This window comes from Nocardioides sp., assembly GCF_044226765.1.
Taxonomy (GTDB): Bacteria; Actinomycetota; Actinomycetes; order Propionibacteriales; family Nocardioidaceae; genus Nocardioides.
Genome location: NZ_JBGAGJ010000005.1, coordinates 215,442 through 229,123, shown reverse-complemented (window position 1 = coordinate 229,123; position 13,682 = coordinate 215,442). Strand labels below are relative to the sequence as shown.

The window sequence follows — 13,682 nt, the reverse complement described above, 5'->3', positions numbered from 1 at the left end:
GGTGAACACCGGGGCCTCCCACAACTGTTGGATAGGCCGAGCAGGCCAGCCCTACTCGGTAACCCACGACCATTTGTGAGTGGGGCCCCGGCCTACAACCCTCAGCAGCCCTGAGAGGTCACTCCATACCGTCTAGACTGGGCCCATGCCCTACGACGTGGAGAAGACCGACGCGGAGTGGCGCGAGCAGCTCTCGCCCGAGGAGTACGCCGTCCTCCGCCAGGCCGGCACCGAGCGCGCCTTCACCGGCGAGTACACCGACACCGAGACCACCGGCGTCTACTCCTGCAGGGCCTGCGGGGCCAGGCTCTTCGAGTCCGACACCAAGTTCCACTCCGGCTGCGGCTGGCCCTCCTTCTACCAGCCGATCTCAGACACGATCGAGTACCTCGAGGACACCTCGCACGGCATGAAGCGGGTCGAGGTCCGCTGCGCGAGCTGCGGGTCGCACCTGGGCCACGTCTTCCCCGACGGCTACGGCACCCCCACGGGAGACCGCTACTGCATCAACTCGATCAGCCTGACGCTCGAACCCGCCGAGCAGCCGAGCTGACGGTCCGCGGCGGGAACTCTGCCGACATCGCGGTCACGCGAACCCGGAGACGGCTCCCGACCAGGCTGACCGGGATCCGGTACGTCGGACGTCGGGCGCCGGCGATCGGCTCCCCGTCGGCGAGCCACTGGTAGCGGAAGCCCCGTTCGCCGGTCCAGCGCCCCGGGTCCGCCGCAGCCCTCGTACCGACACGCACCGGCCCGGTGATCGACGGCCGCCGCCGGTTGGTCGGTGGACCCGCGGTGCCGCACGGCCCGGCGCCCCGTGCCTGGCAGGCCTGGGGCTGGGGTGCGTCGGCGGTCGGGTCGCCGCACGAGCCGGCATTCAGCTCGGGCAGCTCGACCGCCGGGTCGGCTTCGTGGAGCTTCGCCACCTGGTCGAACCCTGCCTGGACGAGGTTCGACGGCAGCGGCGCGTAACCGTACGGTGCCGCCTTCGACTGTCCCTCGCAGAGTGCGTACTGCAGGAAGTCCGTCAGGGCCTGCCGCTTGCCCGTGGTCATCCGCGGGTCGTCCGCCCCGGTCGGGAGCAGCAGGTAGGAGTACGCCGACAGGGGGTACGCACGTGGGTCCGGATTCGTCCAGACGTCGTCGAGGTCGACCACCAGGTCGCCGCTGACGGTCGCTGCGGTCAGTGCTACCGCCGCATCGCCCGCCGTCGGGCCGACGTAGTAGCCAGCGCTGTTGAGCACCTGGGCTGCGGGGAAGTCGGCCATGAGCGGGTAGGTGTACTCGACGTACCCGATGGCGCCGTTGCCGGCTCCGCTCCGGATCAGGTTCATCACGGCGTCCGATCCGGCCCGGCCCACCATCCGGGTCCCGGCCTGCCTCGGGTAGTACGAGGTCCACCCGGCCCGCCCCAGGTAGGGGCGCCAGAGTCCGGGGTGCTCGTGGTCCAACCACGCGGTCAGCTGCGCGGTGGTGCCCGCGCCGTCGGAACGGACGACCGGGGTGACCGGCAGGGACGGGAATCTCCGGCCGTTGTTGTCCCGCGCGATCGCGGGGTCGTCCCAGCTGGTGACCCGGTTCGTGAAGATCTTCGCGATGGTCGCGCTGGAGAGCCGCAGGTTCCGGATCATCCGGCCCCCGACCGTGAGGTGATAGCTGAATGCCGTGCCGCTCGCCGTGACCGGGACGTAGGCGAAGTCCCGATCGCCGCTGGTGTCGGGCGCCCCGGACTCGTCGACGCCCTGGTACGGGATGTCGGAGATCCCGAAGTCCGTGCTTGCGTGGGCGAAGTCCGAGCGGCCCGTCGAGGAGCCGCGAGCGCTGTAGTCGATCTTCATGCCGACGGAGTCCGCGTCCGCGACCCACTGCTGGAGGAGCAGCTCCGCGCTCGTCGAGCCGGAGCCCTCGATCCGGGCGTACGTCGCGGCGCTCGCGACGGGTGGGGTCGCGTCTGCCGTGGCCAGCAGGGCGGCCAGGGTGATCAGCAGTCCGAGGAGGCGCACGGGCGGACCGTAGGCTCCGGACCAGACCATCAGGTGACGGCACGGCAAACTCCTGGCGCGGTTCGGCCGAGCGAAGCATCGTGCTGCGCATGACCACCACCCCGACCTCCCCTGCCGAGCGCCTCCGCGACCTCTGCGGCGGCCGCGTCCACCTGCCCGGTGACCCCGGGTACGACGTCGCGCGCACACCCTGGAACCTCGCCGTCGACCAGCGGCCGGCCGCCGTCGCCGTCCCGCACTCCGCGGCCGAGGTCGCCGACGTCGTGCGGGCGGCCGCCGCGGCCGGCCTCCGCGTCGCCCCGCAGAGCAGCGGCCACGGCGCCGGGCCGTTCATGCAGCGCGACCTCGGCGACGCCGTCCTGGTGCGGCTGCACGAGCTCACCGGCGTCACCGTCGACCCCGCGGCCCGCACGGCCCGGGTCCTCGGCGGGACCCTGTGGCAGGACGTCGTCGCAGCGGCGGCGCCGCACGGCCTGACCGCCCTGCACGGCTCCTCCCCGGACGTCGCCGTCGCCGGCTACACCCTGGGGGGCGGGCTCTCCTTCTACGGCCGCCGGCACGGCCTGGCCGCCAACAGCCTGCGCGCCGTCGAGGTCGTGACCGCCGAGGGTTCCCTGGTCCGCGCGACGGCCGACGACCACCCGGACCTCTTCTGGGCCCTGCGCGGCGGTGGCGGCAGCTTCGGTGTCGTCGTCGCGCTCGAGCTCGACCTGCTGCCGTACGCCGACGTGTTCGCCGGCATGCTGCTCTGGGACCGCGAGCGTGCGCCCGAGGTGGTGCCCGCGTGGGCGGCCTGGACCCGGGAGGTCCCGGAGTCGGTGACGACCTCGCTGCGCGTGATGAGCTTCCCGCCCCTCCCCGACCTGCCGCCGTTCCTCAGCGGCCGCCAGCTCGTCGTCGTCGACGGCGCGGTGCTCGAGGACGACGACCGGGCCGCGGAGCTGCTCGCCCCCCTACGGGCGCTCGGACCCGAGATGGACACCTTCGCCCGGATCCCGGCCGCCGGCCTGACGGGGGTGCACATGGACCCGCCCGCCCCGGCCCCCGCGGTGGCCGACCACGCCGTGCTCGCCGAGCTGCCCGAGGAGGCCGTAGCGGCGTACCTCGGCGCGGTCGGCCCGGGGTCGACCACCTCGCTGCTGTTCGCCGAGCTGCGCCACCTCGGGGGCGCGCTCGGTCGGCCCGCTGAGGGCGGCGGGGTCACCTCGCACCTGGAGGGCGCCTACGCGCTCTTCTGCGTCGCGATCGCCCCGACGCCGGAGGCGGCCGCGCAGGGAGTCGCCGACGCGGCCGCCGCCTGCGCCGCGATGGCGGCCTGGACGACCGGCACCCACGTCCTGAACTTCAGCGACGTGCCGGTCGACCTGGCGACCGTCCACAGCGATCGGTACGAGCGGCTGCGCGCGGTCCGCGCCGCGGTCGACCCGGCTGGGGTGTTCCTGGCCCAGCACCCGGTCGACTGAGCTACCCCTCGACGTCCACGAGCGCCGGCACCAGCACCACGGTGCCGGCGCCGTGGGCGGCGTCGACCTGGTCCTGCAGGCTGCCGTCGTCGTAGGTGACACCGACGACGACGCGGTCACCCTCGACGGCCGCGGTCTGCGCCCCGGGCAGGTTCCGCAGCAGCTCGTCGGCGACGGCCTGCAGCTCAGCGGGACCGAGGCGCCCGGACGCCGGCGCCCCGCTGGGCGCCGGCTCGGGCGCCGCGTCGTACGCCGCAGCGGGGATCGCGCCCTGGTAGGTGAACGTGGTGCCGTCCCAGAGGCCCTCGACGCGGTACTCGCCCCACCGCACGGAGCCGGAGCGCTCGAAGGTGCCCGGGTGGTCGACCCAGTCCCATCCCTCGATCCGCGGGCCGTCGCACTGGGGCGGCCAGGACTCGGCGACGGCGCCGAGGCACAGCTCGGGCACCCCGGTGTCCATCACGGTCACGAGGCCACGGGTGGTCACCACCCCGGGCGCCGCCGGCACGGCCGTCGCACTGGGCCGGCCCCGGGGCTCCACGGTGTCGTGGCCCTCGGAGCCGCACGCAGCGAGGAGCAGCAGCAGGGCGAGCGTCGGAGCGAGGGTCCTCATGCCGGTCGGACGGCGGGAGTGACCGCCCGGTTCCACGCCCCGGTTCCACGCCCCGGGCCGGGAACCGGGCCGGCAGCCGGGCCGGCACTCGGATCAGGGCAGCCGGTCGACGAGGTCCGCGACCTCGACGCGGGCGCCGGTGTAGAACGGCACCTCCTCGCGCACGTGGCGCCGGGCCTCGGACCCGCGCAGGTGCCGCATCAGGTCGACGATGCGGTAGAGCTCGTCGGCCTCGAACGCGAGGATCCACTCGTAGTCGCCGAGGGCGAAGCTGGCGACCGTGTTCGCCCGGACGTCGGGGTAGCCGCGGGCCATCTGGCCGTGCTCGGCCAGCAGCCGCCGGCGCTCGTCGTCCTCGAGGAGGTACCAGTCGTAGGAGCGCACGAACGGGTAGACGCACAGGTGCGCCTTGGGCTCCTCGTCCATGAGGAACGCCGGCACGTGGCCCTTGTTGAACTCCGCAGGCCGGTGCAGCGCCAGCTGGGACCACACCGGCTCCAGGCGGGACCCGAAGGCCGTGCGGCGGAACCGCTGGTAGGCGTCCTGCAGCTCCTCCGACGTCTCGGCGTGCCACCAGACCATGACGTCGGCGTCGGCCCGCAGACCGCTCAGCTCGTAGGTGCCGCGGACGACGACGCCCGACCCGGCGAGCTCGGCGAAGAGCTTCTCGACCTCGGCGCCCTCGGTCGCCCGGTCGGCGGCGCCGAGCGGCTCGGCGAGCCGGAAGACCGACCACATCACGTAGCGGATGGAGTCGTTGATCTCCCGGACCTTGGCGGCGTTGCTGACCATGCCCTCCATTGTGCCAACCGTGCCGAGCGCACCCGAAGGGACTATCGGCCCGGCTGGTCGCGACCATAGCCCGCCTCGCGGGCCTTGATGATCGCCTCGGCCCGGCCGGCCGCGTGCAGCTTGGCGTAGATGCCGGACACCGCGTTGCGCACCGTCTTGCTCGACACGTAGAGCTCGGCAGCGATCGCGTCGTTCGACCGGCCGGCCGCCAGGAGGCGCAGCACGTCGCGCTCACGGTCGGTGAGCTCGGGGAACGGCTCCGGTTCGGCGGGCGCGGGCCCCGCCGAGGCCGAGAAGTACGACGCCACCCGTGCCGCCAGGCTCGCCCCGAAGACCATCCCGCCGGCCGCGGCCGCGCGGATCGCGGTCAGCACCTCGTCGGCACCCGACCCCTTCAGCAGGTACCCGCTGGCCCCGGCCCGGATCGCGCTGAGCACGGTCTCGTCGTCCTCGTTCATCGTGAGCATCACCACCCGGGTGCCGGGCTGGCGCCCGGTGATCATCCGGGTCGCCTCGATGCCGTCCAGGTGCGGCATCGAGATGTCCATGACGACCACGTCGGGGCGTGCCTCGGCGGCGACGTGCACCGCGTCGCGGCCGTCCGCGGCGGTGCCGACCACGTCGATGCCGTCGAGCGCACCGAGCAGCGAGGCCAGGCCCTCGCGGACGATCTGGTGGTCGTCGACGACCACCACCCGGATGTCGGTCCCGGTCATCGGTCGCTCCTCAGGGGCAGCCAGGCGCGCACGACCGTGCCGCCCGTGGGTGGACAGGTGACCTCGCTGCGGCCGCCGAGCTCCGCGGCCCGCTCGCGCAGGCCGACCAGGCCGACGCCGGCCTGGACGTCGACCGGGATGCCGACCCCGTCGTCGGCGACCTCGACGGCGAGCGCGGCACCGGCGACGCCGAGCCGCACGGTGCACGTCGCCGCCCCCGCGTGGCGCGCCACGTTGGTCATCGCCTCGCTCGCGATCCGGTAGGCCGCGACCTCGACCGCGGCCGGCAGGGTGCCGAGGTCCCCGGCGACCACGGTCGCGGGCGGGTCCAGGGTGCCGGCGAGCTGCCGCAGGGCGCCCACGAGGCCGAGGTCGTCGAGGGCCGGTGGCCGCAGGTCGTGGACCAGGCGACGGACGTCGGCGACGACGTCCTGCACGTGCCGACTGGTCCTCCCGATCTGGTCCTGCGCCGCCGCCGGGTCCCGGTCGACGAGCAGGCGTGCGGACTCGAGCTGGAAGACCACGCCGCTCAAGGCCGGGCCGAGCCCGTCGTGCAGGTCGCGGCGGATCCGCCGCCGCTCCTCCTCCCGGGCGGTGACCAACCGCTCCCGGCTGTCCTGCAGCTCCTCGGCGAGCCTGCTGGTGCGGGCCGCGGTGGCCGCCTGGCGCACCAGGTCGCCGAGCAGCTCCTCGTCGCGCCGGGACAGGCGGCTGCGCAGGCCGCGCGCCGGGAGGACGAGCCGTCCTACCGCGGCACCCCGATAGGCGATCGGCAGGCTCCGCGTCTCGGCCGGGCGGTCGCCGTACGTCGCGACCAGCCGCTCGCCCCCGCTCCGGTCGACCTCGACGCTCACGAAGCCGACGCCGAACGCGTCCGCGACGGCGCGGGCGACCGCGGCCAGCTGCTCGGCGCCCTCGTCGGTGGACTCCAGGGTCGAGGCGAGGCCGGCGACGGCGTCGTACGGCGTGGCGCGCTCGCCGAGGACCACCCGCCGGATCCACCGCCCGAGCCGCTGGCGCAGCGGGCCGTAGAGCAGGACCGTCGTCAACAGCACCAGCAGCACCACCGTGGACTGGTCCATCGAGTCGTCCAGCACGGCGGTGAGGCCGGCGACGACCACGAAGTCGACGACCAGCAGCACGGCCGCGAGCGCCGCGAGCAGGACCGTGCGGCCGAGCAGGTCCTCGATGGAGACCACCCTCGGGTCCACGACCGCGATCGTCATCGCCACCGGGACCACGACGATGCAGGCGAAGAAGACGACGCCGTTCAGCGCGCCCAGGTCCAAGAACACAGCGACGACGACGATCGAGGCGGCGACCAGCGCCCCCCACAGCAGCCAGCGCATCTGGTCGCGCGCCTCGCCGCGGGAGTCGCGGTAGCGCCGCACCACGACGCCGACGGGCACGACCACGCCCAGCAGCGTGGCCGCGTGGAGCACCGCGTTGACCGCCTCGGCGACCGGCTCGAGCGCCCAGATCGTCGTGGGATCGGGGTCGACGCCAGGGGGGAGGTGGCTGGTCGACTGCAGGTACGGCGTGACGGTGACCGCCAGCGCGCTCAGCACCATCACGCCCATGCACGCCCAGCTCGCGACGCCCCAGCGCCCCGGTAGGAATCGTCCGTCGGGGAACAGCAGCGGGAGCACCACGATCGTGGCCGGCAGCAGGGCCGTGAACCGGGCGAGGAACCACACCGCGAACGTCATGGCGGGCAGGGCGTGGTCGGTGACCGTGCCGAGACGGACGTAGGCCTCCGAGAGCCCGTCGAGCGCCCAGAAGAGGCCGACGCCGCCGAGCGCCCACCCGATCGCGCGCGTCGCGCGGTCTCCGGGGTGGCGCAGGACAACCGCGGAGAGCAGGCCGAGGACGAGGCCCAGGAGGCCGGTCCCGATGCCCCGCCCGATCGCGATGTCGTCGCCGAAGGACCAGAGGACCGGCTCGCCGGCCGACCGCAGCCCGAGCAGGACGATCCCGACCACGCAGGCCGCCGACAGTGCGGGCAGCACAGCAGCGACCGGCCAGGAGACCGGTCGCTGCTGCTGCTCGGGCCCGAGTGTCACCGGGACATCATGACCGGAAGGCCCGGTCACCGAAGGTGAACCCGGCGGCGGTGACGACCAGCCAGATCGCCCCGGTCATCCCGGCCAGGTACTCCAGCGGGGAGACGCCGAGCAGGACGGTCAGGCCACCGAGCACCAGGCCGACGCGGCCGATCCAGCGCGGGACGCCGCCGGCGCGGGCGACGACGTGAAGGGCCAGTCCGGCCAGGCCGGCGAGGACCCAGCACCAGGGGATGGTCCCGATCCAGTGGTTGTACATCGCGGCGTTGCTGTCGTCGATGATCCCGTCACCCTGGGCGAACGGCATCATGAACTCGGTGTCGAGGCCGGCGCCGAGGACGCTGACGACCGCGGTGCCGGCGAGGCCGGCGAGGGCCACGACCGGGGCGAGCCCGTCGGGAGAGACGGCCCGCATCCGGCGGAACAGGCCGGCGGCGAAGACGACCATGAGCAGCGCGCCGAGGGTCGTGATCGAGTGGAAGGCGAACATCACGCCGGCCTTGTCCTGCAGGGCCTCCGAGACGCCCGCGGTGGTGCCCGCGAACTCCTCCCGGTAGACGACATCGACCATCGAGGAGGTGACGATCGTGGCCACGCCGGCGAGGCCGGCGCCGAGGCCGGCGACCGCCCAGCGACGGGAGGTGCGGCCGGCGGGGACGGGGGTGAGGTCCGCGCGGACCGGGTTGTCGGTGTGGACCCGGGTGTGGGCCGGGGGGTGGGTGCTGGTGGTGGTCATCGAGGTGACTTTCTGTGAGTGGGGTGTGCTCGATGACCCGAGGTTGTCGGGCCCGGTGTCCCGCAGGACAGGGACAACGGGGCAGACCTGCCGGGATCCCGGTCCCGGCGCCAGGGTCGCGGCAGGGTTGCGGCAGGGTGCGGCAGGGTGCGGCAGGGTGCGGCAGGGTGCGGCAGGGTGCGGCAGGGTGCGGCGGGGTCCGGCGCTACGGCGCCAGCGCGGCGACGGCGCGGTGGGCGGAGCCGATGACGGCGGGGATGCCGACGCCGTCGTAGGCCGCCCCGCAGACGGCGAGGCCGGGCACGGCCGCGACCGCGGACCGGACCCGCGCGACACGGTCGAGGTGCCCCACGGCGTACTGCGGCAGTCCGCCGCCCCAGCGCTGGACGTGGGTGTCGACGGGCCGGGCGGTCAGCCCGACCGCCTCCTGCAGGTCGGCGAGCGACCAGGCGACCAGCTCCTCGTCGCTCGCCTGGAGGGCGACCTCCTCGCCGTGCCGGCCCAGCGACGTGCGCAGGATGAGCAGGTCGTCGCCGTCGAGGGCGTCGGCGCCTGCGGCACGGACCCAGCCCCACTTGGCGAAGGAGAAGGTGGACGCCTTCACCCTCCGACCGTCGACCGGCGGCACCAGGAAGCCCGACGAGTCGGTCGCGGCGAGGTCGGGCGCGTCGGCGGCGCGGAGCGCGAAGGTCACCACGACCACCGACGCCGCCTCCATCGCGGCCAGCTCGGTCGCCGCGAGCGGCGCCGCGCCGGCCAGCAGCCGCGCCGCCGGTGCCGCGGGGACGGCCAGGACGACCGCGTCCGCGGTGACCTCCTCGGCCGCGGTCGTCGGTCCGACGGTCAGCGCCCAGCCGGAGCCCGACCGGCGCAGCTCGCGCACCGTCGCGCCCGTGCGGACCGGCAGCCGGGTCGCGAGGGTCTCGGGCAGCAGGCCCATCCCACCGGTGATGCCGGCGAAGACGGGCGCGTCGTAGGTCGTCGGGATCGTCGCGGCCTGCTCGGTCATCGACCCGCGCTCGGCGAAGGCCACCAGCTGCGGGACGGACGCGCGGGCCGAGAGCCGGCGGGCGTGGCCGGCGTACACACCGCCGAGGAGGGGCTCGACGAGGCGGTCGGTGACCTCGGGCCCGAAGCGCTCGTCGACCAGGTCGCCGACCGACACGTCGCCGTCGATCCGCGAGGCCCCGATCGAGGCCTCCGCACGCACCCGCTCCATGCCCTCGGGCGAGAGCACGCCGGACGCCTCGAGCTCGGGCAGGTCCAGCGGCACGCCCATCAGCGAGCGCGGCAGCGGCCGCAGCGCGCCCCGGGTCCAGATCCTCGACGCGGCCACGGTGGGGTGCTCGATCGGCAGGTCGAGCGCGCGGGCGAGGTCGACACCCTCCGGGCGCCGGTTGAGCATCGCCTCCGCACCGACGTCGACGGTGACACCTGCGACCTGGGCCCGGCGCAGCTTGCCGCCGACCCGGTCGGACGCCTCCAGCACCGTGACGTCGTGGCCCGCGGCGACCAGCTCGAGCGCGGCCGAGAGACCCGCGACGCCACCACCGACGACCACCACCCTGCTCACCCGACCAGTCTTCCAGGTCGGCCGTCGGCCCCTTATGTCGACAAGATTGATATAGATTGGGCGGCCCGAGCCCCCGGAGAGGAGCACGCGGGTGCGCATCGAGCAGCTGGAGTACCTCGCGGCCGTGACCCAGTACGGGTCGCTGCGACGGGCCAGCGAGCGTCTCCACGTCTCCCAGCCGGCGCTCAGCGAGGCGGTCTCCAAGCTCGAGCGCGAGCTCGGCGTCACCCTGCTGGACCGGCGCCGGTCCGGGTCGCGGATCAGCCGCCGCGGGCGCGAGCTGCTGCAGCCGATGGTCGAGGTGCTGGAGGCGGTCGAGCGGTTGCGCGTCGCGGCGGGCGACCAGGCGACGGGGCACCACGTGGTCAGGGTCGGCACCGTCAGCGCCGCGACAGCCACCCTCCTGGTCCCCGCCATGCACGACTTCCGGTCCGCCCACCCGGGCAGCACCGTCGAGGTGGTCAACAGCCAGCAGGCCGGGGTCAACCAGGGCGTCTCCGAGGGTGCCCTCGACCTCGGGCTCGTCAACGTGCTGGCGGGCGACGACCCCCCGGTCGACCTCGTCTCCACCGGCCTCGTGCACGGTCGCCCGGTCGTCGTGCTGCCGGCCGACCACCCGCTGACGGCGTACGACGAGGTGACGACCGACCAGTTGCGTGCCGAGCCGTTCGTGGCGATGCGCGAGGGCTCGCTGATGCACCGCTTCGTCCACCGACTCTTCGGCTCCCGGCTGCCGTCGGTGTCCTACACGACCGACGGGTCCGAGCTGGGCAAGGTGATGGTCGCCCAGGGCCTCGGCCTCACGGTGCTCCCCGACTACAGCGTGGCCGGTGACCCGATGGAGCGGGCCGGTCTGATCGCCTTCCGGCGGCTGGCCGACGACACGTCCTCGGTCAGCCTGGTGCTGCGGAAGCGACGACAGCAGCACGTGTCGCGCCGGGTGCGAGACCTCGAGACGATCCTGCTCCAGCACGCCCGGGCGCACGCCGGCCACCCCGAGCGCTCCCCAGGAACGGATCGGTCGGGAACCGATGGCCCGGGAGGCACGTCCCAGAGCGCATGACCCCACGCGCCGCCGCTCCCGCCCTCGCCGTCCTCTCGGTCCTGCTCGCCGGCGCCCTGGTCGGCTGCAGCGGTGGTTCCTCCGGCGGCGACGGCGGGTCGACCGCCGCCGACGCGTCGGTCGTGGGGGGTGCGCCCGCGGCCGAGCTCCAAGACAGTGCGGGGGGCGCGGCCGACTCCGTGTCCGCGGTCGGCCGCGACCGGGCCGAGACCGGGCCCGGTGTCCCGGCGCAGGCGGTGATCCGGCACGGCAACGTCGCGCTGCGCGCCGACGACGTGGCGGACGTCCAGCAGGAGGTGCAGAAGGTCGTCGACCGCTACGCCGGCCAGGTCACCGAGGAGAAGACCACGACCGACGACGACGGGAAGCCGGCGTACACCCGGATGGTGCTGCGGATCCCGAGCGAGCGCTTCTCCGACACGATGGACGCGCTCCAGGGCGTCGACGGCGCGGAGCTCGAGTCGGCGAACAGCACCGAGGACGACGTCACGACCAAGCTGATCGACACCCGCACGCGGGTGGCGGCGCAGAAGCGCAGCATCGCGCGGATCACGGTGCTCTTCGACCGGGCCGAGAGCATCCGCGACATCATGGCCATCGAGTCCGAGCTCTCCCAGCGGCAGGCCGACCTCGACTCCCTCGAGCGGCAGCTGGCCTACCTGGAGAGCCAGACGTCGCTCTCGACGATCACGGTCAGCATCGACGAGAACCCGGCCCCGGCGCCGGCCACCGAGGACGGCTCCGGGTTCGTCGCCGGCCTCTCGGCCGGGTGGGACGCGCTCGCGGCGTTCGCCGTCGCGCTGGCCACCGGGTTCGGCGCGGTCCTCCCCTGGCTGGTCGCCGCGCTGGTGCTCGGGCCGCCGGCGTACCTGCTGGTCCGCGCGGTGCGCCGGCGGCTCAGCTCCCGTAGGACTGGACGAACTCCGTCAGCCGCATGAGCTGGTCGGGGTCGGTGGTCGGGATGACGCCGTGCCCGAGGTTGAAGATGTGGCCCGTCGCGGCGCGGCCGGCCTCGATGACCTCCGCGGCGCGGGCGGTCATCACGTCGGTGGGCGCGAACACCAGGGTCGGGTCCAGGTTGCCCTGCACGCCCCGGTCGCCGACCTTGCCGATCGCCTCCGCGAGCGGGGTGCGCCAGTCGACCCCCACCACGTCCGCGCCGGCCTCCCCCATCAGCCCGAGGAGGTTGGCGGTGCCGACGCCGAAGTGGATGCGCGGCACGCCGAGCGCCCCCGCCCGCGCGAGGACCGCGGCGGAGTGGGGCATCACCTGGTCGCGGTAGTCGCGCGGCGTGAGCGCGCCGGCCCAGGAGTCGAAGAGCTGGACCGCCGACGCCCCGGCGGCGACCTGCACCTCCAGGTAGGCCGCCGAGATGCCCGCGATCTTGCGCATCAGGGCGTCCCAGACGTCGGGGGCGCCGAACATCATGGCCTTGGTGCGGGCGTGCTCCTTGGACGGGCCGCCCTCGACCAGGTACGACGCCACCGTGAAGGGCGCGCCGGCGAACCCGATCAGCGGCGTGCCGCCCAGCTCGGCGACCAGACCCTCGACGGCCTCGGTGATGAACGGGACCTGGTCGGGCGTCAGGTCGGGGATCGCGTCCACGTCGGCGAGCGTGCGCACCGGCTTGGCGACCACCGGCCCGACCCCGGGCTTGATGTCGAGGTCGACCCCGACGGCCTTGAGCGGGAGCACGATGTCGGAGAAGAAGATGGCCGCGTCGACGCCGTACCGGCGCACCGGCTGCAGGGTGATCTCGATGACCAGCGCGGGGTCCATGCAGGACTCCAGCATGCCGACGCCGCTGCGGACCTCGAGGTACTCCGGGAGCGACCGGCCCGCCTGGCGCATGAACCAGACCGGCGTGTGCGGCACCGGCTCGCCCCGCGCCGCCTTGAGGAAAGCGCTCTCCGCCAGGCGCGGGTCGGGGCTCGTCTCGGGGCTGGTCACGGCACGAGGGTGGCAGGTCGACCGGCGTGTTCGCACATCGGGACCGCACGGATCGACCTACTGTGACCCCATGGTCGTCGGTCAGGAGACGCACCCGGGCGCGGGGGCGGGCGCGGTGCCCCCGGAGTTCCGGGACGCCGTGGCGACCATGCACACCGCGCGACTGCGGCCCGAGGTGCTGTGCGAGGAGATGCCCGCGCCCCAGCGCATCGCCCCCTACGCCTCGGCGCTCTCCGCGGACGTCACCATCGACGACACCGACGTCGGCACCGGACGGATCATCCTGCTGCACGACCCCGCCGGCAACGACGCGTGGGAGGGCACCTTCCGGTGCGTCGCCTACGCGCGCGCCGACGTCGACCTCGAGCAGGCCGTCGACCCGATGCTCGCGGCGGTCGGCTGGTCCTGGCTCACCGAGGCGCTCGACGCGCACGGGGCGTCGTACGCCGCGATCTCGGGCACCGTCACCCGCGTCTCGACCGAGAGCTTCGGCGGCATGGCGGACGAGGGCGGCACCGCGCAGATCGAGATCCGCGCGTCGTGGACGCCGCTGCCGCCCGAGGACGCCCCCGCCCTGGCGCCGCTCGACGTCGCACCGCACGTCGAGGCGTGGGGCGAGCTGCTCTGCACGGCGGTCGGGCTGCCCCCGGTGCCCGAGGGCGTCGCCGTGATGCCGAGCCGCCGCGGCCAGCGGGGCTCGGGACGCTGAG

General features: G+C 74.3%; 13 protein-coding genes. 5 read left to right on the top strand and 8 right to left on the bottom strand.

Translation table 11 applies throughout. The annotated features are described in order from the left end of the window. Positions 1 to 145 precede the first annotated feature (145 nt). A complete protein-coding gene (gene msrB / locus ACILRH_RS13190; protein ID WP_395693971.1) occupies positions 146 to 553 on the top strand; it encodes a peptide-methionine (R)-S-oxide reductase MsrB in 408 nt (135 codons plus the stop codon). Here the strand turns inward: msrB and ACILRH_RS13185 are convergent. Beyond that, positions 516 to 2,003: a substrate-binding domain-containing protein gene (locus ACILRH_RS13185; protein WP_395693969.1), complete on the bottom strand. Its 1,488-nt coding sequence runs from the start codon at positions 2,001 to 2,003 to the stop codon at positions 516 to 518. The two genes, msrB and ACILRH_RS13185, sit on opposite strands and share 38 nt — an antisense overlap. 89 nt (positions 2,004 to 2,092) lie before the next feature. On the opposite strand from ACILRH_RS13185, the gene ACILRH_RS13180 reads away from it, so the two are divergent. Next, positions 2,093 to 3,466, top strand: a complete 1,374-nt coding sequence (locus ACILRH_RS13180; RefSeq protein WP_395693967.1) for an FAD-binding oxidoreductase — start codon at positions 2,093 to 2,095, stop codon at positions 3,464 to 3,466. Position 3,467: 1 nt separating this feature from the next. Here the strand turns inward: ACILRH_RS13180 and ACILRH_RS13175 are convergent, their stop codons facing one another. From ACILRH_RS13175 to hemG, 6 genes are all read right to left on the bottom strand, one after another. Further along, on the bottom strand, positions 3,468 to 4,079 hold the full coding sequence (locus ACILRH_RS13175) for a hypothetical protein (protein WP_395693966.1): 612 nt from the start codon (positions 4,077 to 4,079) through the stop codon (positions 3,468 to 3,470). Positions 4,080 to 4,172: 93 nt separating this feature from the next. Next, entirely contained in the window at positions 4,173 to 4,880 is a 708-nt protein-coding gene (gene hemQ / locus ACILRH_RS13170) for a hydrogen peroxide-dependent heme synthase (RefSeq protein WP_395693964.1), read from the bottom strand. 32 nt (positions 4,881 to 4,912) lie between these two features. Further along, positions 4,913 to 5,587: a response regulator gene (locus tag ACILRH_RS13165; protein ID WP_395693962.1), complete on the bottom strand. Its 675-nt coding sequence runs from the start codon at positions 5,585 to 5,587 to the stop codon at positions 4,913 to 4,915. After that, positions 5,584 to 7,650: a sensor histidine kinase gene (locus ACILRH_RS13160; protein WP_395693960.1), complete on the bottom strand. Its 2,067-nt coding sequence runs from the start codon at positions 7,648 to 7,650 to the stop codon at positions 5,584 to 5,586. The genes ACILRH_RS13165 and ACILRH_RS13160 overlap by 4 nt, the downstream gene beginning before the upstream one ends. A 7-nt stretch (positions 7,651 to 7,657) precedes the next feature. Then, on the bottom strand, positions 7,658 to 8,386 hold the full coding sequence (locus ACILRH_RS13155) for a hypothetical protein (RefSeq protein ID WP_395693958.1): 729 nt from the start codon (positions 8,384 to 8,386) through the stop codon (positions 7,658 to 7,660). 205 nt (positions 8,387 to 8,591) lie between these two features. Continuing rightward, positions 8,592 to 9,959 (bottom strand): protoporphyrinogen oxidase, encoded by a 1,368-nt coding sequence (gene hemG / locus ACILRH_RS13150; RefSeq protein ID WP_395693956.1) that lies wholly within the window; start codon positions 9,957 to 9,959, stop codon positions 8,592 to 8,594. Between the two features lie 91 nt (positions 9,960 to 10,050). Here hemG and ACILRH_RS13145 point away from each other — a divergent pair, with 91 nt between their 5' ends. Together ACILRH_RS13145 and ACILRH_RS13140 are read left to right on the top strand one after the other, a co-directional pair. After that, the gene (locus ACILRH_RS13145; RefSeq protein WP_395693955.1) at positions 10,051 to 11,022 is read left to right on the top strand and encodes a LysR family transcriptional regulator; all 972 of its coding nucleotides are present in this window, start codon (positions 10,051 to 10,053) and stop codon (positions 11,020 to 11,022) included. Continuing rightward, positions 11,019 to 11,960: a DUF4349 domain-containing protein gene (locus tag ACILRH_RS13140; protein ID WP_395693953.1), complete on the top strand. Its 942-nt coding sequence runs from the start codon at positions 11,019 to 11,021 to the stop codon at positions 11,958 to 11,960. The genes ACILRH_RS13145 and ACILRH_RS13140 overlap by 4 nt, the downstream gene beginning before the upstream one ends. Here the strand turns inward: ACILRH_RS13140 and hemE are convergent. Further along, on the bottom strand, positions 11,920 to 12,972 hold the full coding sequence (hemE, locus tag ACILRH_RS13135; RefSeq protein WP_395693951.1) for a uroporphyrinogen decarboxylase: 1,053 nt from the start codon (positions 12,970 to 12,972) through the stop codon (positions 11,920 to 11,922). The two genes, ACILRH_RS13140 and hemE, sit on opposite strands and share 41 nt — an antisense overlap. A gap of 70 nt (positions 12,973 to 13,042) precedes the next feature. On the opposite strand from hemE, the gene ACILRH_RS13130 reads away from it, so the two are divergent. Further along, entirely contained in the window at positions 13,043 to 13,681 is a 639-nt protein-coding gene (locus tag ACILRH_RS13130; protein WP_395693950.1) for a DUF3000 domain-containing protein, read from the top strand. The last annotated feature ends 1 nt before the right edge of the window (position 13,682 follow it).

Coding starts and splice junctions, on each gene's coding strand:
- msrB (WP_395693971.1), top strand. CDS start 146: ATGCCCTACGACGTGGAGAAGACCGACGCGGAGTGGCGCGAGCAGCTC.
- ACILRH_RS13180 (WP_395693967.1), top strand. CDS start 2,093: ATGACCACCACCCCGACCTCCCCTGCCGAGCGCCTCCGCGACCTCTGC.
- ACILRH_RS13175 (WP_395693966.1), bottom strand. CDS start 4,079: ATGAGGACCCTCGCTCCGACGCTCGCCCTGCTGCTGCTCCTCGCTGCG.
- hemQ (WP_395693964.1), bottom strand. CDS start 4,880: ATGGAGGGCATGGTCAGCAACGCCGCCAAGGTCCGGGAGATCAACGAC.
- ACILRH_RS13165 (WP_395693962.1), bottom strand. CDS start 5,587: ATGACCGGGACCGACATCCGGGTGGTGGTCGTCGACGACCACCAGATC.
- ACILRH_RS13155 (WP_395693958.1), bottom strand. CDS start 8,386: ATGACCACCACCAGCACCCACCCCCCGGCCCACACCCGGGTCCACACC.
- ACILRH_RS13140 (WP_395693953.1), top strand. CDS start 11,019: ATGACCCCACGCGCCGCCGCTCCCGCCCTCGCCGTCCTCTCGGTCCTG.
- ACILRH_RS13130 (WP_395693950.1), top strand. CDS start 13,043: ATGGTCGTCGGTCAGGAGACGCACCCGGGCGCGGGGGCGGGCGCGGTG.